The following is an 18,476-nucleotide window of genomic DNA, read 5'->3' as shown; positions in this document are numbered from 1 at the left end:
CATGGATAAGTGAAATTTGTTGAAGTTAGACATCTTATAGAAAGGTAGTTGATAAAGACAATGATAATTGATGAAGAACTAAAACTACGGTTGAAAGAATTAGAAGAAAGTCACTTAAAACCAGAAATTCGTACATCTAGTCAAGAACTTGAAAAGCTATTGGCAGATGACTTTTTTGAAATAGGAAGTTCAGGAAATATTTATTATAAAAAGGATTGTGTTAGTGACCACGGAGTAGAAGTAAGAGACATGTCAATCCATGATTTTGAGACCTGTGGGTTATCCTCTGACATTATATTAACTACATACAAAGTTATAGATGTAACACGTGAACAGGAGACTCTTCGAAGCTCGATTTGGAAGTTTAAAGATGATAGATGGCAACTATTTTTTCACCAAGGAACTGTAGTTAAGTCGAATTAATAATAGAATGATTTATGAGTGAGGTGAGTGATGTGTCGATAAAAGGCCTTAATCATTTTTTGTTTTCTGTTTCCAATTTAGAAAATTCAATACTATTTTATACAAATGTATTTGATGCGAAATTATTAGCAAAAGGGAAAACAACTGCATACTTTGATTTGAATGGTATGTGGCTTGCACTTAATGAAGAGAAGGATATACCCCGTAATGAGATGAATCAATCCTATACACACATAGCTTTTTCAATTGAAGAAGCTGACTTTGACGAAATGTATGAGAAGCTAATTAAATTGAATGTCCACATCCTGCCAGGCCGCCCAAGAGATGAAAAAGATAAAAAGTCTATTTACTTTATTGACCCAGATGGACACAAGTTTGAATTTCACACAGGTAATTTAAAAGAGCGTTTGAATTACTACAAACAAGAAAAGCCGCATATCGAATTGTTTGATTAAAGGTCAACTTGTCTTATTTAGGAACTGGAGCTGATTGTGATGTTGATTAATCAAAAAATACTTGATAGTAATAAACTAGATTTTATTATAAGATCTGCATTAGAATCAGACGCAGAACAACTTAGCCATATTAGATTACAAATAGACGGAGAAACTGAAAATTTAGATAGGGAAAAAGGTGAAGGTTATATAGATGAAGAGGGTTTTAAACGATTAATACAAGATGATACCCAAAGTAGAAGTAACTTGTTCTTAGTTGCTGTAGTTCATGATAAAATTGTAGGTTTTTCAAGGTGTGAAGGCAGCAAGTTACAAAGAACTTCTCATAAAGTTGAATTTGGAGTATGTGTGTTAAAAGATTACTGGGGTTATGGTATCGGAAAAGCTTTATTAAAGGAATTTATAATCTGGGCAGATTCAAATGCAATGAAAAAAATGACGTTACGTGTGCTGGAAACCAACGATAAGGCGATAAAATTATATAAGAAGTATGGTTTTGAAGTAGAAGGTATCCTAAAAAAGGACAAGATTCTATCAGATGGGAACTATTATAATACTATTTTAATGGGTAGATTCACTGAAACAGAATAGGTAATCGTATAATTCACCTTAGCAAGTTTTTGCGATTGCGTGTTAAGATTTCAGTATTTTCTTTTCCTCTAACACAGACTTATGCTATACTAACTTCAATAAACAAAGAAGGGATGATGGGTGGACAATGATTAACTAATCTTATTTTTAACATTTGGAATTGCATATTTCAAATCAGCGAAATAGGATTAGTCTGCCCATTTTCTATAACTTGTAGAGCTATTAAAAATAGCTTATTTGAGAATGTAAACACACGACTAATCCTTCCAAAAGCAACTGGGAGGATTTTTTATTGTCTAAAACCTCAGGCATGTTGTTTCAAGAAATACTACTGGTATGTCGGAGGATTGGATTCTCCCTTTTAAGAGAGGGAATGATTATATGAGAGAACTATTTAAATTGAGAAATATTAGCTTTAATATAAACGATATAGATATTTTCGAAGACGTAAATGCTAGTGTGCAAGAAAGAGATATTATTGGAGTTATTGGGAAAAATGGTGCTGGTAAATCCACATTGCTTCAATTAATTAACAAAGAGTTAGTGCCGTCAAAAGGTAAAATAGAATGGATAGAAGAAGATGTTAAGATTGTTTTAGTTGAACAAGAAACAGAAGCTTTTTCTTCTGTAGAAACATCTGCCTTAGAATCGACTTTATTAAAAAAATGGGATGTACCAAGCTACGACTTTTCTAAGTTTAGTGGTGGAGAAAGATTGAAAGCACGCCTTGCAAATGGGTTTGCAAAGGAAGCACAACTTTTACTATTAGACGAACCGACTAACCATCTAGATGAGGAAAGTAAAGACCTTCTTATTGAACAATTGAAACAACTTACTGGTACAGTTATTTTGGTTTCACATGATCGGTATTTGTTAGATATTGTTGCGACAAAAATATGGTCGATGGAAGGTAGTAAGCTGATAGAACACAAAGGGAATTATTCGAGTTATATGGAGGATCGCAAACAGAAAAGACGCAGTCAACAACGAGAATATGACAAACAACAAAAAATGATTGGTCAAATTGAGGGTCAAATGAAAGAACTTACGTCATGGTCGAACAAAGCGCATTCCCAATCAACGAAGAAGGAAGGATATAAAGAATACTACCGTGTAAAAGCTAAACGTACAGATGCACAAGTGAAATCAAAACAGAAGCGTCTAGAAAAAGAGCTGGAAAAGACAAAGGCTAAGCCTGTAGAGCCTGAATATACGGTAAACTTTTCGATGCAAGCAAACAAAAAAGTTGGTAGACGATTTTTAGAAGTGAAGAATCTAACAAAAGCTTTTGACAAACGAACCTTATTTAAAGACGCTAATTTCACAATTCAGCATGGAGAGAAGATTGCGATTATCGGGCCAAATGGTAGTGGGAAAACAACATTAGTAAATATTATCGTAGGTGAAGAAACAGCTGAAGGTGAAGTATGGATGTCACCATCTGCTAATATTGGCTATTTAACACAAGAAGTGTTTGATCTACCACTAGAAAAATCACCTGAGCAATTATTTTTTAAAGAAACATTTGAAGCAAGAGGTAAGGTTCAAAATTTAATGAAGCATTTAGGTTTTGATGTCTTGCAATGGTCACAGCCTATCAGGAATATGAGCATGGGTGAGCGAATCAAATGTAAATTAATGGTTTATATACTTGAAGAGAAAGATGTGCTCCTATTAGATGAGCCGACGAATCATCTAGATTTACCTTCACGTGAACAACTGGAAAATACATTAGCAGTATACAATGGAACGTTGCTCGTTGTTTCACATGATCGGTATTTTCTCGATAAAACTACAAGCAGCAAATTAGTTATTTCAAATGAAGGGATACAGAAGCATTTGCAAGAAGTATCTCCAACTAGAAATAATAATCAGGATGAGTTACGTTTAAGGCTTGAAACTGAAAGACAAGAAGTATTAGGAAAGCTTAGCTTTTTGACACCAAATGATAAAGGGTACGCAGCACTCGATAAAAAATTTAAAGAACTTACAAACCAAATAAATGAACTAGTGTAATGAAGGATAACAAGTATATCGAAAAATATTGTTTACATCTAATGTTACTGATGATATTATAATTAACAATATTTAAAGGCAATGAAGAGAAGAGTAGATAAATACATTCTTAACAAGAGAGCTCCGTTGGCTGAAAAGGAGTAAGAATAAGTTTATTGAAACAAACCTCTGAGCATTACATCGGAACTTTAAAAAGGGATGATGTAACAGGAGCTCCTGTTATAGAGCTAAGGTATAAGCATTTATTGCCGTACCTGACAAGGTTAATATGGTGACATATTAATAAACTGAGGTGGCAACACGATGATTAATAATCTCGTCCTCAAGACGTAAAGTCTTGGGGGTGAGATTTTTTTGTTTGTTCAAATATGATGATGTGATTAAAACATTCAAACTAATGGAGGGTTTAAAATGAATTTGAAAACGATAGTTGCTACTTGGAAGTATCCATCTATTTTATTATTCGGTATAGGAATTTCTACAATTGGAACGTGGATTTATTTTCTTGCATTAAATCTAATTGTTTTTAATATGACTGATTCTCCAATTGCAGTGGCGATTCTATATATTATTAAGCCACTTGCAACATTATTTACAAATTTATGGGGTGGAAGTGTAATCGATCGCATCAATAAAAAGTACCTTATGGTTGGATTAGATATTGTACAGGGTATTCTCATTACTTGCTTAGCATATTCCACGAATGTGTTGTGGGTTATTTATTCGTATGTATTTTTAATCAATATTGCTTCATCCCTATATGATCCAACTTCAGTTAGCTATATCACACGATTAATACCAATTGAACAAAGACAAAAGTTCAACTCATTGAGAAGTTTACTTGATTCTGGTGCTTTTTTACTTGGACCAGCGATTACAGGTGTACTATTTATAATCGGTACACCCATTTATGCCATTTTCGTTAATGCAATAGCTTTTTATCTTTCTGCGCTAGTTACATTATTCATGCCAAATGTTGAAAAGAAGCGTATCGATTCACCAGCTCAAAAAATATCGTTAAAGCTAATCATGCGAGACCTAAAAATAGTACTACAGTTTAGCCGTCAGTTTATGTATATCATGACAGTTTATTTGCTGTTTATTGGCTTCATCGTCATGCAAACCGCTATTGACTCACTTGAAGTTGCATTCTCGAAAGAAGTTATTTCTCTTTCAGATGGAGAATATGGTTTTCTTGTTAGTATTGCAGGGGCAGGGATTCTCCTAGGATCTTTAATGAATGTATTATTTACAAAAAAGTTGGTAGTTTCCTTACTTATTGGAATCGGATCCGTAATGGTATCAGTAGGATATATTATTTTCTCGCTTTCTAATAATTTTTTTATTGCTTCTTTAGGTGTATTCACATTAGCTTTTTCCCTTGCTTTCGCAAATACTGGTTTTTATACTTTTTATCAAAACAATATCCCGGTAGAAGTAATGGGACGGATTGGAAGTATTTACGGTTTTTTGGAAGCTCTCATGGTTATAGTTGTAACCTGTATCTTTGCAATCACAGCTCAATTATTATCAATTCAGTTTGTTGTTGTCTCTGGTGCAATTTTAATGCTGTTATTAACACTAATACTATTCGGATTTAATATTCAACCAACGAAGAGAAGCTACTACAATCCTAGTTAAGTAATTGAATAGAATTAGTCACAAATTATATATAAATATAAGAAAAACATATGGAATTTTATGTTAAAATAATTTCATCTAAACGAATAAAATTTCTCAGAAGGTAGGGGGATTGATGTTGAAAATAATTGATGTAAATGTTGACAATGTAGATAAGTATGGATTTTTTTGTATGAGAAGTAAACCCAAGTCAAATGGTTATCAAAATAAACTTAAGTGGCTAAAGAAAAGATTTCAAGAAGGTTTAAGAGTAAAAATTATTGAAGAGGATGGACGTCAGAAAGGATTTATTGAATATATCCCCGGTAAATCTACTTGGAGAGCAATAAATGCAAAAGAATATATGGTTATTCATTGTTTTTGGGTAGTCGGAAAAAATAAGGAAAAAGGATTCGGTAGTAAGCTTTTGCAAGAATGCATCCAAGAGGCTAAGAAGTTAAATCTATCTGGAGTTGTTATCGTAACCAGTGATAAGGGCTGGTTGCCAAGTAGGATGTTTTTCGAAAAAAAGGAATTTAACCTTGTAGATAAAATTGGAGTATTTGAGTTAATGGCTTTGAACTTTAAGGATGAGTCATTGCCAAGTTTTTATGATTGGCAAGAAACTGCAAAGGAATATTGTAAAGGAATTACTGTATTTAAATCTGATCAATGTCCATTTACACAAGATGCCTTAATAAACTTAAAGCTGGCTGCTGATGAATGTGACATGGAAGTGAATGTGATTGAATTAGATAATTATGAACGGGCCCAGAAAATATCTCCGACACCATTTGGAGTATTTACTGTCATATTGGATGGTGAAATTATTACATATCATCCTGAAACAAAAAACAAATTTGTACAACTATTAAAAAGTCAAAAATTTAACATCAAAAGTTAATAACTTTGAACTGTTAGTACGTGCATCATGGAATTGAAGCCTTTTCTAAAAGGGGATGGTGCATAAAAAATATTCTTTATCTAAATTCAGATAGTATTTGGGAGGCTTTTATGAAAAAAGGGATAATAAGACCTTTGGTTATTTGTATTTTTAGTAATAATAATTCTATCCTTGTTGCTGAAGGTTATGATACCGTAAAGAATGAATACTACTATCGTCCAATTGGTGGAGGTATCGAATATGGGGAGTTAAGTTCTGATGCCTTAATTAGAGAGATTCATGAAGAAATAGAGGAAGAAATTGTTGATCTTAAATATTTAGGAACAATTGAAAATATTTTTACATACAACGATGATGTAGGCCATGAGATTGTTATCGTCTATGATGCTAAATTCGTTGACAATTTGATCTATAAAGCGGATTCCTTAGAAGGCAAAGAAGATGATGGAACAATATTCACATTGTGGTGGAAACCTATAACTGAATTTCAAAATGGTAAATTAAAACTTGTTCCAAAAGGCTTATTGGAGCTAATACAGTAGATTCAATAAATTGCTAATTCCTTTTGAATTATACAAAAGAACTCATATAAAAAATTCACATTAATTTTCCGCTCTATAAGTAATCAAGAACTTTTTTGCCCTTACACCTTATACGTTAATCAACGCAGCATGGTAAAATTCCATAATATAGGTGTTATTTCTCAGGATTATCGTGAAATCGCTGAACAAAGAGATTGCGGATTGCTCTAAATGGACGTATATGATATTTGGTACGCCATTCCGCCCATTCTAATGCCAATATGCAAAGAGTCATCCATACGAAACCAGCTAAAAAACCAGCAAACACATCACTCGGAAAGTGTGCTCCTAAATAAGCTCGACTAGTTCCGATAAGAAATATTAGAAAACTGGCTAGGATTGCAAAACACCACTTCACAGGTTTTGATCGTTTACTCTTTGCAACTAAATAAATAGCAAAACCATAAAAAATAAGAGAACCCATGGAATGCCCACTTGGAAAGCTGTATCCAACTGCATCAATTTCAGGATTTATGGATGGTCTGCCTCTATCATAATGATGTTTTAATACTTTGGTAATTGTTCCACCACCTGCGATTGCTACAATAAATGCAGTAATGCCCCATTTATCTTTTGCTTTAAACCAGAGAGCTAAAACAACAAAAATAGACATAGTGGTCAGAAACCAAACAGAACCCAGTTCTGTTATGAAAATCATGATTTGGTCCAGTGTATCTGTTTCGAGTGTTTTTAAGAATTCTATAATAGACGAATCAAATAGTTGAATTTCATGAGCGAGTAAATCTTCTCCTAATTCAACGAAAATATAGGTGAATAAACTTATTATCCCAAGTCCAATTAATAGTACGATAATTGGAATACTTAATTTCTTTATGAGTTGCTTGTCCATTTATACACTCCTAAGGTAATAATATGTATATGGACACATTTTGCCCTACTAATAATACATCTATGCACTTATGCGAAGTGAAGTATATAACAAATCATTGTTACAGTTTGATATATTGTATGGATTTACTGTGAGACAATCACCTTGTCTCTAAGTCCACTGAATCTCATTTAATAGATTGAAAAAAAAGCAGAACAAAAAACGAACACATGTTCTACTTTGGTTGAATCTATGATATAATCTAGTAAGATAACGTTCTGTAGGGAGAGGTCGGCTAGCCCCAAGTGAAAGGCGGTGATGCCTATGGGTATGTATGAAATGTTCATGGTGCTGTTTGGCTTTGGCACCTTTATGATTGCATTACTCGCATTGATTGTAACACTAATCAATAAAAAATAGACCTCCCTATAAACCCAACAAGTTAACTAGGTGAGGTCTATCCTAACAGTGGATAGCCGATCCCTCTGGGGGAACCGTTTATCAACAGGCCACAGTTACCAGCTGTGGTCTATTCCGATAGTTATATTCAATTCTAATCAAATTATATCATAATTTAGTCAATTTCATAATACCAATTTTATCGTCACTTTTCTTTATTATTGATGAGACAGTCACTTGCCAATATTGGTGATGTTCTACTGCATCATCATTTGTTCCATTCACTAGTGTATAAATATTTTTTAAGATTTTCTTAAAATCTTAAATCCATTATCAATAGATTCAAAACCAATTTTCGGGTAATAGTCCATTGCAGATGGCGCAGATAAAAGTAATAAAGTAACCGTATCACCAATTTCTTTTTGTACCCATTGGACAAGCTGTCTCCCGATACCTTTGCTTTGATAATTACTGTTCACTGCCAAATCGGATAGATAACAGCAATAACTATAATCGGTAATCGCACGAGCTACTCCAACCAGTTTATCAGCATCCCAAGCTGTAATTAGAATATCAGCATTATCTATCATTTTTTGCAACCGTTCCAAATCATCAACAGGTCTTTTAATGCCTGATGATTTAAAGACATTAGAAAAGTCTTTAGCTGTTATTTCTAGATTTACTTTATAAGTTATTTCATTTACTTCCATCATAATCCCCCTTTTTAATTTTGATAATTTTACCATTATTTTTTGGTTTTTACTAGGCGCTATTTCAAATTATTTTGCTAAAAATATAAAAAAAGAGGTGTAGAGCTATGCATGTATCTATCGTTAAACCGCATATAAAATATACAGAAGCCATTAGTACCATTTGTGCTACAGGTTGGAAACAAACAGTAGAAGGGAAATTAAGTAAAGATTACCAAGAAAAAAATGTTAACACGTGGTATCGATATGAACGGGTTTATAATGACAATAATGTGGGTCTATATTCCCCATATCGCGCTGCTTAATTCAGACGTTGTTGGAGTCATTGGAGGTGTAATCACTAAACCGAGTGTTGGGGAAGTGTTTGTCTTGTATGTTAATGAAGCGTATCTATATAAAGGAATTGGGAGACGGTTATTCGAAGCACTTACTAAAGACCAAAAACATAAAAATGCAGTGGAGCAGTGGGTGTCAGTACAAGAAGGGAATCAACGAGGTATTCCCTTTTATGAAGCTAGAGGATTTCTATTTCAAAAAAGTAAAATAACATTAACTGAAACAGGCGAGAAGCAGGTATCTTTACGTTATTCGAGGATTCTTTAATATAATAAATATTTAAGGAGTTTTTGATTAGGAAAGTGTTTATTTTTTAACAGTAACTATTAGTACTTTTCCATTTTATTTTATTTTCACCATTCCAACTAACTATCTTGTTATCCTTTCATTGGCGAGTGCTTTATTAGGACTATTGATGGCCAATCACTTCATTATGAAAACAAGAAATAGAAAGTAAAAGCTAGATACATATAAAATAAATCTATCATGATTGATGATTTATCTCTTTATGAGCAATACATATAGTGATGTATTAGGAGGGAAAAAATGGGGTTTTCATTAATAGGGACGTTAATTGGAATTCTTGTGCTAATGCCAAGCATTTTGTTTTTTATAAAGTATCCACCTAGAAATGTTCCAGTAGATGCACCAAGTGTGGGGTTTTTCTATATAAGTTTAGAAAAAATTGGACAAATCCTTTGTTTAACAGTACTTGTATCATCAAAAGAAAGTTTTCAAGATGTACAAGTAAACATTTGGGTACTCCTCCTTGTATTGAGTTTAATCGTTTATTATTGCTTGTGGATCAGGTATATAAACAATGGGCATGATTATAGTTGGTTGTGGAAACCATTTTTATTTATTCCAATTCCTTTAGCTGTATTTCCGATTGCTACATTTGGATTTACTGCTATTTGGATCCAATCTTATTGGTTAGGTGGAGCTGTAGTCATATTGGCAATCGGACATTTAACAGTCAGTTGGAAAAATTCCAACTATGCATAAGTATAGATAGGAGAATATTAGTGCGAAATAAACTAATGCTCCGGTTAACCCCTTGTATTTCTAATCCTTCTATCAAAATACACTATAAAACCTCTCCCAAAAAAGATAAGTCATAGTATTTCAATAAATTTTTTAAAAAATGTCGAATTTTGCAACTTGAATATTGAAAAAATTCTGATAATTAGTTATAATTTATTTAGATTCACTCTGGTTAACTCCAAATTGCAATTTGGACGAAAGGGCAAAGCCATTGAAAGATGGCGACGCAAAGCTATAGGGGCTAAGTTTAAGTATAATAAGCCAGCCAGTTATCGAATAATTCTTCCGTAAATAGAAAAAGGAGGGCTGTAATTTGGATTTTTGTAATGAGAATTGCTTAAAAATAGTTGATGAGGATATTTCTATCTTGCGAGATTTAATGTACAAAGCAAAAATTCGAACTGGTAGTATGAACGATCCATTAGTAATCGAGATTAGTCAATTTCTAGATCTAAAGTTGAATCAGCATGGAAAGATGAATAAATTTTAGTAGGAGGGATATTTATGGCAATGAAGGATACTAATTCACTTAAGAACGAAAAACCAGATTCAAAAAAAGAAGAACAAGACCAATTAGATTGGCAAAGGTCAGTGATAAGAGAAGAGTATGTTGATTCCAAATAGATGTATGCGTTTACTGGAAGTGAAAACAGTTCCGCTTAGTAAGGGTGGACTGTTAATTTATCATGAAATATCTTGAATTGTTGTTAACTAAAAAAACCCCTATGAGGGTTTTTTTAGTTAACAACATACTTCTTCTTTTGCCATATCTACTAACTGCGTATGATACGCCCCTGAAAGAATCTTCGGCTGCAGTTCTTTTATATATTCTTGAATGTCATTCAATTGTTCGTTAGTTTCAGTTAGTTTAAAGTAAACAAACCCTTTTTCATTATGAAGAACAGAAATGTGAATATCCTCTTCTACTTTTGTGGTTGCTACTAGTCTACAAGTTTTCCCTTTTGGTGCCATTTCAAATGAGATCGTAATCTCCTCCTGATAGTTTTTTAATTATTGATTTCAATCTTACTGTTAGAAATTCTAACACAAGAAACACTTTAACTAAAACCACGTACAACGTGCATAACAAACGTATACGCTTATTATTGTTAAAGGATAATAAATACATCGAGTCTTCTTATAATTAATAGGTTATCCTCCTGTTTGTTCGTACGTTCTAAAAATTCGTTAAAAAATCGGCATTCGTTTCAGCTAATTCATTGACTTTTCTGAGAGGCCAGTCCAGTTAATTAAAGTTATTGGATATAAAAACTAATTTTAAGAATAGACATTAACACAAGGAGGTGATGGATGTGAACGGTTTTTCTATCTTATATTTAGGCTGTATTCTTGCTGGTTTTGCACTTATCAAAGTTCCATTGCAAGGCATGTTAGCTCCGCTTGAACCTTTAGCTTTTTTAGTAGGAGTCCTAGCTATTCTATTATTTTCATGTGTACTTATTTTTAATGGGCTCGTAGCTTTGTTGGGTATGAGAAAAATATAGTTGAATAATTAAATTGTCTTTTATTTACTTTAGGAAAAGCAGCTTATTCCTTAATAATGTATCGTAGATAATAAATTAACAATATTACTAAGTGTAAATGATTAATGTTGACAAGTTGAAGTAATAACAATAATTAGTAATATTAAAAGAACTAAGAAATACCAATGTGGAGATTGATGATCTGCGTAATGAAGATTCCAAGAGTGATTTAGAAATAAATAAATTACATGCATCCAACTAGAAAAAAACTTCTAAATATTAAAAATACTTCATTAGAAATTTCTAAGTTTAACTGGCTCATCATCAATTAGAACGATATGATAAATGAATTAATCGGTAATTTTCCAAAGGCCATGGTTTGCACTATGCCTTTTTTTGATATATAAAGAAACTAGATTAGTTAGATAAACGTAATAAGTTGTTTGACTATGGCTTATTTAATTAATGAGATAACTAGCCGATTTTGTTTATTTTCAAAGGAGGAAAACATGGTTGTAAAAGTGAAACTTGAAGATATTATAGATGGATTACAATTCCAATTAGAAGAAGAGAACACATATATCAATTGTTCATCTGGGGAAGTATTATCGGTACCTGATCGAGCATTAAGAATGGCTGAAGATGAGAAGCCATTGGATCATTTACCTGTTTGGCAACAAAAGGGGATAAAACAAGCCTATGATGTAATAGAACATGAAGATAACTATATAAAATTACTTCCTAAATCGGATATTAATGAATATGATATGATGGAAAATTTTTGTTATAGCCTTTCGAATAGTGAGCAACAAGAAACGTTATTTCAGGCAATCAAAGGGAAAGGTGCTTTTCGAAAATTTAAAGATAGTGTGATTCAAATGGAAATAGAAGACGCGTGGTATGCCTATCAAAAACAATGTTATAAAGATATCGCGATGGAACTGTGTAAGAAAAACAATTTACAGGTTAAATAACAGATTCAAAGTCCAAAAAGACCACCGATTGAGGTGGTCTTCTTGGTTAGCGTGGTTTTATTTTAACAAACTTAAGAGTAAAGTTTTAACCCAACTGCAGATGTTAGTATCATGACAATAAATAAAATTCTTTTCCATTCTTTTGGTTCCCCGTACAAAACCATTCCCATTAAGGTGGACCCAACAGTACCAATTCCTGTCCAAACTCCGTAAACAGTACCCATTGGCAATGTTTGCATAGCATACGCTAAAAGAGAAAGACTTAATCCAAAGGTTACAATTAAATAAATTAACGCATCCCATTTTTTCATGGCTAAGCGTTTAATATTAATTACTCCGATGACTTCAAAACATCCTGCTAAAATTACTGCTGTCCAAGCCATTAAACTACACCTTTACTTTCCTGGGGCTCAGAAGATACTACCTTTAATCCAATTACTCCAATTAAAAGTGTACCAATCAAAATTATTTTCACTAGATGGAAGGCTTCTCCATAAATAATCATTTCAACTAAAACAGTTCCAACAGTTCCGAGACCTGCAAATACTGCATAAACAGTTCCAATCGGTAAATATTTTGCCGTAATTGGTAAAAGGAAAAAAGTAGCAATGATTGCTATAATCGTCATCGCCCATTCTATAGTACTTTCTGAATGTTTAAGACCAGCTACCCAAAACACTTCAAAAGTAGCAGCTAACAAAACGTAAAACCAATATTTATTCATTTCTTTAACTCCTTGTAACAAACTGTAGACGTAGATCTTTTTATTTTAACACGAATTAGAATACTTTATTTGATGAAAGCTCAAATTCAAGGGAGGGTAGCTCATGAGGTGGATTATAAAGGAAAAGTGATACTGGACAAAAAATAACTGTTTTCTTATGTGTGAAGCTATATAAATGCATGTTATAATTGAATCACTGAAATTTAGCTAAATAATGGTAGAGAGTAATTGTTAAGAAAATAGTCAAACGTTAAGGTATTTTTGAAAACGTTTTCTTTTGTAAGGTGGATATATAAAAATTTCTAGAAGCTACCTAGTACTATTGTTATATATATTTAATCTAAATGTAATTTGATTCAGGCATTAAGTAGACTTTTACTAATATATATTTAAAGCGGAGGAGCTTTTTGAGATAAAAGTGTCTTTACTCAGACTTTTTCCATCAACACTTCTAGTTTTATCTTTTTGCTCCAAAATAGGAAAAGGAGGTAATTTAAAGATGAAGTGTAAGAGCTGTAGCGGAGAAGGATTAATGAAGTGTAAAAAATGTGCCGGAGAAGGAATTGATTACGGAATTCATCAATGTGAAAATTGCGGTGGTGACGGTGTTCTTTCATGTCAGAGTTGTGAGGGTAAAGGAAAAGTAGGGATTTTTAAAAAGTTTAAAGCTTGAAAGTGAATTAGTGTAATTATATGGTTTAATATAGGGGTTTCTTTTGACACTAACAGACCATAGCTACTAGCTATGGTCTGTTTTTAAATTCTCTTCGTTCTATTCTCTTCAATTATCTTTTGCTTTTAATTCAACTATATCCTCAGCAACCTCAACACCGTTGACGAGCAGTACTATTTTGTGCTCGCCAGGGTAATGTTTTCGTGTCGATAAGTCATTCCAGTTTAGTTTACGTTGTTTTTTAATCGTACTTCCACCAGGAACTTCCCTGTCAGATAGTAGGAATAGTTTTCTTGAAGTTGTTCCTCGAGACTTTATAAAATCTATACCATACTCAATTCGAATATGTACGTGGGCTCCCTCTCGAATATGAAGCTCGTATTCTAGTTCATTTGCCTCTCCAATAGTGACGTGAGATGGACTGAGAGACAGAGATGTAACCGAAAATAAGTCTTCAGGATTGTTGATTTTGGTATAGCCAAATAGCGTTAGTACTTCTGGATTTGCCTGGCGAATTAATGTCCGACAACCATGGCGAATTATCCAGTCTGTACCGGGGGTTACACCTTTCCATCGACGTGCTGTTTCAAGCACAACTGAAGGATTGTCCTTGGCGATATCGTTTAGATTATTCGCAACACTTTTACGCACATATAGAGAAGGGTCATTTTTCAATATTTCAAGAATAGAAAGCGGGGGTGTAGGATCTTTTTTAAAGATTGGTAGTGCTTGTCCCCATGGTAAACTTGGGCGACACCCTTCACTCGCTAACCTTCTTACATGTTCATTGGAATGTGTGGCCCATGATTTCATCTGGTTCATTGCTCTTTCAGGATCTAGAAGTATAAAAGGTCTAATCGCAAATTCAGAAGAGGATTTAGAAGTGAAGCGTTGCAATGCAGCCATGGACAGTTCCCAGTGTTCCTCCTTCTGGCCATATACTTCAATAAAATCAGGGAAAAATAAATATGGGAATCCGACACAAGTCTCATCAATTTGATACAATACCGCAATTGCTTCCTCAAAATTAGCTGGAAGATGCTTTCCGAGAGTAATAGAAATATGACGGATACGTTTTTTTAGCTCTAGCTTTTCCCAATCTTCATTCATAATATCCTCTACAAAAGAATTTGTACTAAAAGCCGGATAGACTTGATGTACCTTTTGGGCAAATGTTTTAAAAAACTGTTCATGATAGATATCTTTTAATGGTTCTCCCACTTGATTCATCTCCTTTCATCACTTCATTAGAATATGAGAATTTATGATTACTTTTAGAATAACTTAACTTCATGCTATTGTCTCATGTGAGGTGTGAAATTTTATTGCTTTCCTATTGTGACTGGAAATACTCTTTTTTTTTGCCTAGGAATGCAAAAAAGTATAATTGCTGGATAAGAAATTTAATTGTAATGTTTTACTAACGCTTCCATTTTGCGACACTATAGCAATGATACGCATGTGTTGAGTGCATATGAGGGATTTGATGAAATGCGGTCAATTGCAAAAGGGATTGCTAATACTAGTGAAGTGTTTATTACTGCGTTTGCTAAACCACCAACTTCTCTTGAAATTAAAAACAAATCACATAATTGGCAACAGAGGCCATTACTTGTGTGCGAACCCACTTATTATTACAAAAGTAAAGCAACCGGAATATGGAGTTTACCAAACAATGAAAATAAGTTTACAAAATTTATAGAACCACAATTAGATCGTGCATTTCAGTTTTATAAACAGGAAATAGAACAACGAAGCTGGTACGGGTACTGGAATTATGGGGATGTCATGCATACGTATGATTCTGTTCGTCATCAATGGCGTTATGATTTAGGCGGTTTTGCTTGGCAAAATACTGAATTAGTCCCTAATATCTGGTTATGGAATACTTTTTTCAGAACAGGCAACTCAGATGTATTTACGATGGCGGAGGCAATGACACGCCATACAAGTGAAGTAGACTGTTACCATACGGGTGAATATGCTGGATTAGGTTCACGGCACAATGTTGTGCATTGGGGTTGTGGGTGTAAAGAAGCTCGGATAAGTATGGCTGGATTACATAAATACTATTACTTTCTAACGGCCGATGAGCGAACACGAGATGTTCTAACAGATGTACGAGATGCTGATAAAGCAACCGTTCATCTAGACCCAATGAGAGAGTTTTATCCTAAGGATCAATATCCTACGCATACACGGGTGGGTCCTGATTGGGCAGCATTTTGTTCGAATTGGCTGAACGAGTGGGAGCGAACAGAAAATAAGGCATATAGAGATAAAATAATTACAGGGATGGAAGACTTAAAAAATTACCATTCCGTTTGTTATCTGGTCCAACTTTTGGTTACGATCCTAAAACTTCTCATTTATACCATATGGGAGATGGATTACATGGTGGGTATCATATGATGATTGCCTTTGGAGCGCCACAAGTATGGATGGAAATGGCAGACCTTCTAGAAGATGAACAATGGAAAGATATGATTGCTGAGTATGGTGAATTTTATTGTTTAAGTAATCAGGAGAAAAAAGAACAAAGTAATCATGTTCTAAGTAATAAACTATTCTCATGGCCAATGTTTGCAGCTGGTATGGTTGCATACAGTGCAAAAAGGAAAAAAAACAAGGAATTAGCAACAGTTGCATGGAATTTACTATTGAAAACTGAATTAAGTCATACTCCACTTCCTATTGAGGAAAGAGAAGTGAAAAGTTGGTCTAATTTGACTGAGATTCCATGGATAACAACAAATACTATTTCACAATAGTGTCTGAATACGATTCTTTGTTTAGATTTAATTGGTGATATGCTTCCAGATGAGGAGATGCAAGAAAGTGTTATTAGTCAAAAAAGTGCTAATTGAAAAATAAAAAAAGCTATTGTGACAAGGGTTTAACAATGTTTCAAACACATTACAAAAAATGAATATTGTATGAAAAATGTAAGCGCTTTATATTTGGAGTATCACCTACGAATAAAACAAATATCACACAGTATTCTAGGAGGGTGGTGCAAAGGGTTCTTTTTTAGAAGAGAAGTTTTGTAAATAGGTCAATAATAGACAGGGGAGGAATTTTTTGTGAATAGAAAGTCTTTGATGAAGTTATGGGGTATGCCATTATTATTTGTTGTTTTATTGATTGGTTGTAGTGATGAAGAAACAGGGTCAGATGATGGTAACACAAGTGGAGACAATCCATATAACATATCTATTATGACTACTGCGCATACACCAGAGCCACCAACAGATGATAGTCCAGCACTACAAGCATTAGAGGAATATACAAATACTGACCTAGACATAACGTTTGTACCAAATAGTAACTATGAAGAACGTTTTAACATCACTTTGGCCTCTGGGGAATTGCCTCATATATTATTAGCTGCCGATAAATCTCCAAGCTTTATCGGGGCGGTTGAAGATGGCGCTTTCTGGGATTTAACAGATTATGTCGGTGAGTATGAAAACTTAAGTCAAATGAATGATATTGTAGTAAATAATTCGTCAATCGACGGTAAAATATACGGTATCTACCGAGCAAGACCACTTGGTAGAATGGCTGTTACGATCCGACAGGATTGGTTGAATAACTTAAATCTAGAAACTCCGGAAACAATCGATGATTTCTACAACGTATTAAAAGCATTTTCAGAAGATGATCCAGACGGTAACGGTCAAGATGATACAACAGGTATGATTGTTTCTGAATACGATGGGCCATGGGATATTATGCAAACGTGGTTTGGTGTTCCTAATAAATGGGGGGAAGATGAAGAGGGTAATCTACAACCACATTTTATGACAGACGAATATCGGGAAGCATTAGATTTCTTTAAAAAGTTATATGATGAGGAATTGGTGAATGAAGACTTTGCTGTAATGGATTCTGGAAAATGGCATGATGCATTTATAGATGGAAAAGCTGGAGTAATTGTTGACGTGGCAGATGCTGCAGCGCGGAACAGAAACAAAATGGTTGAATCAGATCCATCTATGGAAGATGCGGTAGACGTATTTGGAGCAGTTGAAGGACCAAATGGTTTATTTAACCTTCCAACAACAGGTTATTCTGGCTTGTTCGCTATTTCAAAAACAGCGGTTAAAACAGAAGAAGAATTGAAAAAAGTACTTGAATTCTTAGATAAGTTAAATACAGAAGAAGGTCAAACACTTGCAACAAATGGTGTGGAAGGTTTGCATTATGAAATCGAAGACGGAGAATATGTGATGACAACAGATCAGGAAAAACTATATGAATTTCAAGATTTAAATCAATTACTAATGTTTATTCCTGAAGATAGATTTTTGGTTGAAAAACAAACCGAACTTGATATGAAAGAAAAAGAAGTTATTGCTGCAAATGAAGATATCGCTGTAGCTAATCCAGCAGAACCGCTGATTTCTGAAGTTTACTCTCAGCGTGGTCAACAGCTTGATAATATTATTAAAGATGCTCGAATTAAGTACATTGTCGGTCAAATCGACGAACAAGGTCTGGATGAGGCAGAAACGCTTTGGAAAACATCTGGTGGAGACGAGTATATCGAAGAAATCAATAAGCTATATGAGGAAATACAATAATATTAAAAATGGATATAAGACAAATGGTTGTAATCTATTTGTCTTATATCCTATCTATGAAAGAGTCAAGCAGAATCGAGGGGGGAAAGTAATTGGCTAATCTCAAAACAGAACAGTCCGTCAAAGT

At 33.7% G+C, this 18,476-nt stretch carries 22 protein-coding genes, 1 pseudogene, 1 riboswitch and 1 other annotated feature; of the genes and pseudogenes, 17 read left to right on the top strand and 6 right to left on the bottom strand.

The window, feature by feature from the left end:
- Nucleotides 1-60 precede the first annotated feature (60 nt).
- The 7 genes from QQS35_RS17990 (at nt 61) to QQS35_RS17960 (ending at nt 6,551) form a co-directional block, all read left to right on the top strand.
- On the top strand, nt 61-423 hold the full coding sequence (locus QQS35_RS17990; RefSeq protein ID WP_285933611.1) for a nuclear transport factor 2 family protein: 363 nt from the start codon (nt 61-63) through the stop codon (nt 421-423).
- Nucleotides 424-437: 14 nt separating this feature from the next.
- Entirely contained in the window at nt 438-878 is a 441-nt protein-coding gene (gene fosM, locus QQS35_RS17985; protein WP_407933980.1) for a FosM family fosfomycin resistance protein, read from the top strand.
- Between the two features lie 39 nt (nt 879-917).
- Nucleotides 918-1,469, top strand: coding sequence for a GNAT family N-acetyltransferase (locus QQS35_RS17980; protein ID WP_285933610.1), 552 nt, complete (start codon nt 918-920; stop codon nt 1,467-1,469).
- A gap of 381 nt (nt 1,470-1,850) precedes the next feature.
- Nucleotides 1,851-3,485 carry a ribosomal protection-like ABC-F family protein gene (abc-f, locus tag QQS35_RS17975; RefSeq protein WP_285933609.1) on the top strand — a complete coding sequence of 545 codons (1,635 nt, stop codon included), beginning with the start codon at nt 1,851-1,853 and terminating at the stop codon, nt 3,483-3,485.
- A 72-nt stretch (nt 3,486-3,557) separates the two neighbouring features.
- Nucleotides 3,558-3,812, top strand: a binding site (T-box leader).
- Between the two features lie 84 nt (nt 3,813-3,896).
- On the top strand, nt 3,897-5,126 hold the full coding sequence (locus tag QQS35_RS17970; RefSeq protein ID WP_285933608.1) for an MFS transporter: 1,230 nt from the start codon (nt 3,897-3,899) through the stop codon (nt 5,124-5,126).
- A gap of 118 nt (nt 5,127-5,244) precedes the next feature.
- A complete protein-coding gene (locus QQS35_RS17965) occupies nt 5,245-6,009 on the top strand; it encodes a GNAT family N-acetyltransferase (RefSeq protein WP_285933607.1) in 765 nt (254 codons plus the stop codon).
- A 110-nt stretch (nt 6,010-6,119) separates the two neighbouring features.
- Entirely contained in the window at nt 6,120-6,551 is a 432-nt protein-coding gene (locus QQS35_RS17960; protein ID WP_285933606.1) for an NUDIX domain-containing protein, read from the top strand.
- A 154-nt stretch (nt 6,552-6,705) separates the two neighbouring features.
- On the opposite strand, the gene QQS35_RS17955 is transcribed toward QQS35_RS17960, so the two are convergent.
- A complete protein-coding gene (locus tag QQS35_RS17955; protein ID WP_285933605.1) occupies nt 6,706-7,440 on the bottom strand; it encodes a phosphatase PAP2 family protein in 735 nt (244 codons plus the stop codon).
- 303 nt (nt 7,441-7,743) lie between these two features.
- On the opposite strand from QQS35_RS17955, the gene QQS35_RS17950 reads away from it, so the two are divergent.
- Nucleotides 7,744-7,839 (top strand): putative holin-like toxin, encoded by a 96-nt coding sequence (locus QQS35_RS17950; protein WP_285933604.1) that lies wholly within the window; start codon nt 7,744-7,746, stop codon nt 7,837-7,839.
- A 281-nt stretch (nt 7,840-8,120) separates the two neighbouring features.
- Here QQS35_RS17950 and QQS35_RS17945 read toward each other — a convergent pair whose 3' ends face one another.
- Nucleotides 8,121-8,531 (bottom strand): GNAT family N-acetyltransferase, encoded by a 411-nt coding sequence (locus QQS35_RS17945; RefSeq protein ID WP_285933603.1) that lies wholly within the window; start codon nt 8,529-8,531, stop codon nt 8,121-8,123.
- Nucleotides 8,532-8,635: 104 nt separating this feature from the next.
- Between QQS35_RS17945 and QQS35_RS17940 the strand changes: the two genes are divergently transcribed.
- The 4 genes from QQS35_RS17940 (at nt 8,636) to QQS35_RS17925 (ending at nt 10,398) form a co-directional block, all read left to right on the top strand.
- Nucleotides 8,636-8,833: a hypothetical protein gene (locus QQS35_RS17940; protein ID WP_285933602.1), complete on the top strand. Its 198-nt coding sequence runs from the start codon at nt 8,636-8,638 to the stop codon at nt 8,831-8,833.
- Nucleotides 8,790-9,131, top strand: coding sequence for a GNAT family N-acetyltransferase (locus QQS35_RS17935; protein ID WP_285933601.1), 342 nt, complete (start codon nt 8,790-8,792; stop codon nt 9,129-9,131). Before QQS35_RS17940 ends, QQS35_RS17935 begins: the two co-directional genes overlap by 44 nt.
- A gap of 279 nt (nt 9,132-9,410) precedes the next feature.
- Entirely contained in the window at nt 9,411-9,869 is a 459-nt protein-coding gene (locus QQS35_RS17930) for a hypothetical protein (protein ID WP_285933600.1), read from the top strand.
- A 230-nt stretch (nt 9,870-10,099) separates the two neighbouring features.
- Nucleotides 10,100-10,185, top strand: a riboswitch (cyclic di-GMP riboswitch).
- Between the two features lie 36 nt (nt 10,186-10,221).
- Nucleotides 10,222-10,398, top strand: a complete 177-nt coding sequence (locus tag QQS35_RS17925) for an aspartyl-phosphate phosphatase Spo0E family protein (RefSeq protein ID WP_285933599.1) — start codon at nt 10,222-10,224, stop codon at nt 10,396-10,398.
- A 251-nt stretch (nt 10,399-10,649) separates the two neighbouring features.
- On the opposite strand, the gene QQS35_RS17920 is transcribed toward QQS35_RS17925, so the two are convergent.
- Nucleotides 10,650-10,880 carry a hypothetical protein gene (locus QQS35_RS17920; protein WP_285933598.1) on the bottom strand — a complete coding sequence of 77 codons (231 nt, stop codon included), beginning with the start codon at nt 10,878-10,880 and terminating at the stop codon, nt 10,650-10,652.
- A gap of 341 nt (nt 10,881-11,221) precedes the next feature.
- Here QQS35_RS17920 and QQS35_RS17915 point away from each other — a divergent pair, with 341 nt between their 5' ends.
- Complete coding sequence (locus tag QQS35_RS17915; RefSeq protein WP_285933597.1) at nt 11,222-11,413, top strand: hypothetical protein; 192 nt, start codon at nt 11,222-11,224, stop codon at nt 11,411-11,413.
- A gap of 488 nt (nt 11,414-11,901) precedes the next feature.
- On the top strand, nt 11,902-12,366 hold the full coding sequence (locus QQS35_RS17910) for a UPF0158 family protein (RefSeq protein WP_285933596.1): 465 nt from the start codon (nt 11,902-11,904) through the stop codon (nt 12,364-12,366).
- Between the two features lie 71 nt (nt 12,367-12,437).
- Here the strand turns inward: QQS35_RS17910 and QQS35_RS17905 are convergent, their stop codons facing one another.
- Entirely contained in the window at nt 12,438-12,749 is a 312-nt protein-coding gene (locus tag QQS35_RS17905) for a DMT family transporter (RefSeq protein WP_285933595.1), read from the bottom strand.
- Complete coding sequence (locus QQS35_RS17900; RefSeq protein ID WP_285933594.1) at nt 12,749-13,090, bottom strand: DMT family transporter; 342 nt, start codon at nt 13,088-13,090, stop codon at nt 12,749-12,751. Before QQS35_RS17900 ends, QQS35_RS17905 begins: the two co-directional genes overlap by 1 nt.
- A 499-nt stretch (nt 13,091-13,589) precedes the next feature.
- Here QQS35_RS17900 and QQS35_RS17895 point away from each other — a divergent pair, with 499 nt between their 5' ends.
- Nucleotides 13,590-13,763, top strand: coding sequence for a DnaJ-like cysteine-rich domain-containing protein (locus QQS35_RS17895; RefSeq protein ID WP_285933593.1), 174 nt, complete (start codon nt 13,590-13,592; stop codon nt 13,761-13,763).
- A gap of 108 nt (nt 13,764-13,871) precedes the next feature.
- On the opposite strand, the gene QQS35_RS17890 is transcribed toward QQS35_RS17895, so the two are convergent.
- Nucleotides 13,872-14,984, bottom strand: a complete 1,113-nt coding sequence (locus tag QQS35_RS17890; RefSeq protein WP_285933592.1) for a hypothetical protein — start codon at nt 14,982-14,984, stop codon at nt 13,872-13,874.
- Nucleotides 14,985-15,197: 213 nt separating this feature from the next.
- Between QQS35_RS17890 and QQS35_RS17885 the strand changes: the two are divergent.
- A pseudogene (locus tag QQS35_RS17885) lies at nt 15,198-16,630 on the top strand (exo-rhamnogalacturonan lyase family protein); the annotation flags it as partial.
- 234 nt (nt 16,631-16,864) lie between these two features.
- On the top strand, nt 16,865-18,349 hold the full coding sequence (locus QQS35_RS17880) for an extracellular solute-binding protein (protein WP_407933991.1): 1,485 nt from the start codon (nt 16,865-16,867) through the stop codon (nt 18,347-18,349).
- The last annotated feature ends 127 nt before the right edge of the window (nt 18,350-18,476 follow it).

Origin of the sequence: Aquibacillus rhizosphaerae, assembly GCF_030282825.1 — a bacterium.
Lineage (GTDB): Bacteria > Bacillota > Bacilli > Bacillales > Amphibacillaceae > Aquibacillus_C > Aquibacillus_C rhizosphaerae.
This window is presented reverse-complemented; position numbering and strand designations above follow the sequence as displayed.

Excerpts from the sequence above, each read along its gene's own strand:
- QQS35_RS17990 (WP_285933611.1), top strand. The coding sequence starts at position 61 with ATGATAATTGATGAAGAACTAAAACTACGGTTGAAAGAATTAGAAGAA.
- fosM (WP_407933980.1), top strand. The coding sequence starts at position 438 with ATGAGTGAGGTGAGTGATGTGTCGATAAAAGGCCTTAATCATTTTTTG.
- QQS35_RS17980 (WP_285933610.1), top strand. The coding sequence starts at position 918 with ATGTTGATTAATCAAAAAATACTTGATAGTAATAAACTAGATTTTATT.
- abc-f (WP_285933609.1), top strand. The coding sequence starts at position 1,851 with ATGAGAGAACTATTTAAATTGAGAAATATTAGCTTTAATATAAACGAT.
- QQS35_RS17970 (WP_285933608.1), top strand. The coding sequence starts at position 3,897 with ATGAATTTGAAAACGATAGTTGCTACTTGGAAGTATCCATCTATTTTA.
- QQS35_RS17960 (WP_285933606.1), top strand. The coding sequence starts at position 6,120 with ATGAAAAAAGGGATAATAAGACCTTTGGTTATTTGTATTTTTAGTAAT.
- QQS35_RS17955 (WP_285933605.1), bottom strand. The coding sequence starts at position 7,440 with ATGGACAAGCAACTCATAAAGAAATTAAGTATTCCAATTATCGTACTA.
- QQS35_RS17950 (WP_285933604.1), top strand. The coding sequence starts at position 7,744 with ATGGGTATGTATGAAATGTTCATGGTGCTGTTTGGCTTTGGCACCTTT.
- QQS35_RS17945 (WP_285933603.1), bottom strand. The coding sequence starts at position 8,531 with ATGATGGAAGTAAATGAAATAACTTATAAAGTAAATCTAGAAATAACA.
- QQS35_RS17940 (WP_285933602.1), top strand. The coding sequence starts at position 8,636 with ATGCATGTATCTATCGTTAAACCGCATATAAAATATACAGAAGCCATT.
- QQS35_RS17935 (WP_285933601.1), top strand. The coding sequence starts at position 8,790 with ATGACAATAATGTGGGTCTATATTCCCCATATCGCGCTGCTTAATTCA.
- QQS35_RS17930 (WP_285933600.1), top strand. The coding sequence starts at position 9,411 with ATGGGGTTTTCATTAATAGGGACGTTAATTGGAATTCTTGTGCTAATG.
- QQS35_RS17920 (WP_285933598.1), bottom strand. The coding sequence starts at position 10,880 with ATGGCACCAAAAGGGAAAACTTGTAGACTAGTAGCAACCACAAAAGTA.
- QQS35_RS17910 (WP_285933596.1), top strand. The coding sequence starts at position 11,902 with ATGGTTGTAAAAGTGAAACTTGAAGATATTATAGATGGATTACAATTC.
- QQS35_RS17905 (WP_285933595.1), bottom strand. The coding sequence starts at position 12,749 with ATGGCTTGGACAGCAGTAATTTTAGCAGGATGTTTTGAAGTCATCGGA.
- QQS35_RS17900 (WP_285933594.1), bottom strand. The coding sequence starts at position 13,090 with ATGAATAAATATTGGTTTTACGTTTTGTTAGCTGCTACTTTTGAAGTG.
- QQS35_RS17895 (WP_285933593.1), top strand. The coding sequence starts at position 13,590 with ATGAAGTGTAAGAGCTGTAGCGGAGAAGGATTAATGAAGTGTAAAAAA.
- QQS35_RS17880 (WP_407933991.1), top strand. The coding sequence starts at position 16,865 with ATGAAGTTATGGGGTATGCCATTATTATTTGTTGTTTTATTGATTGGT.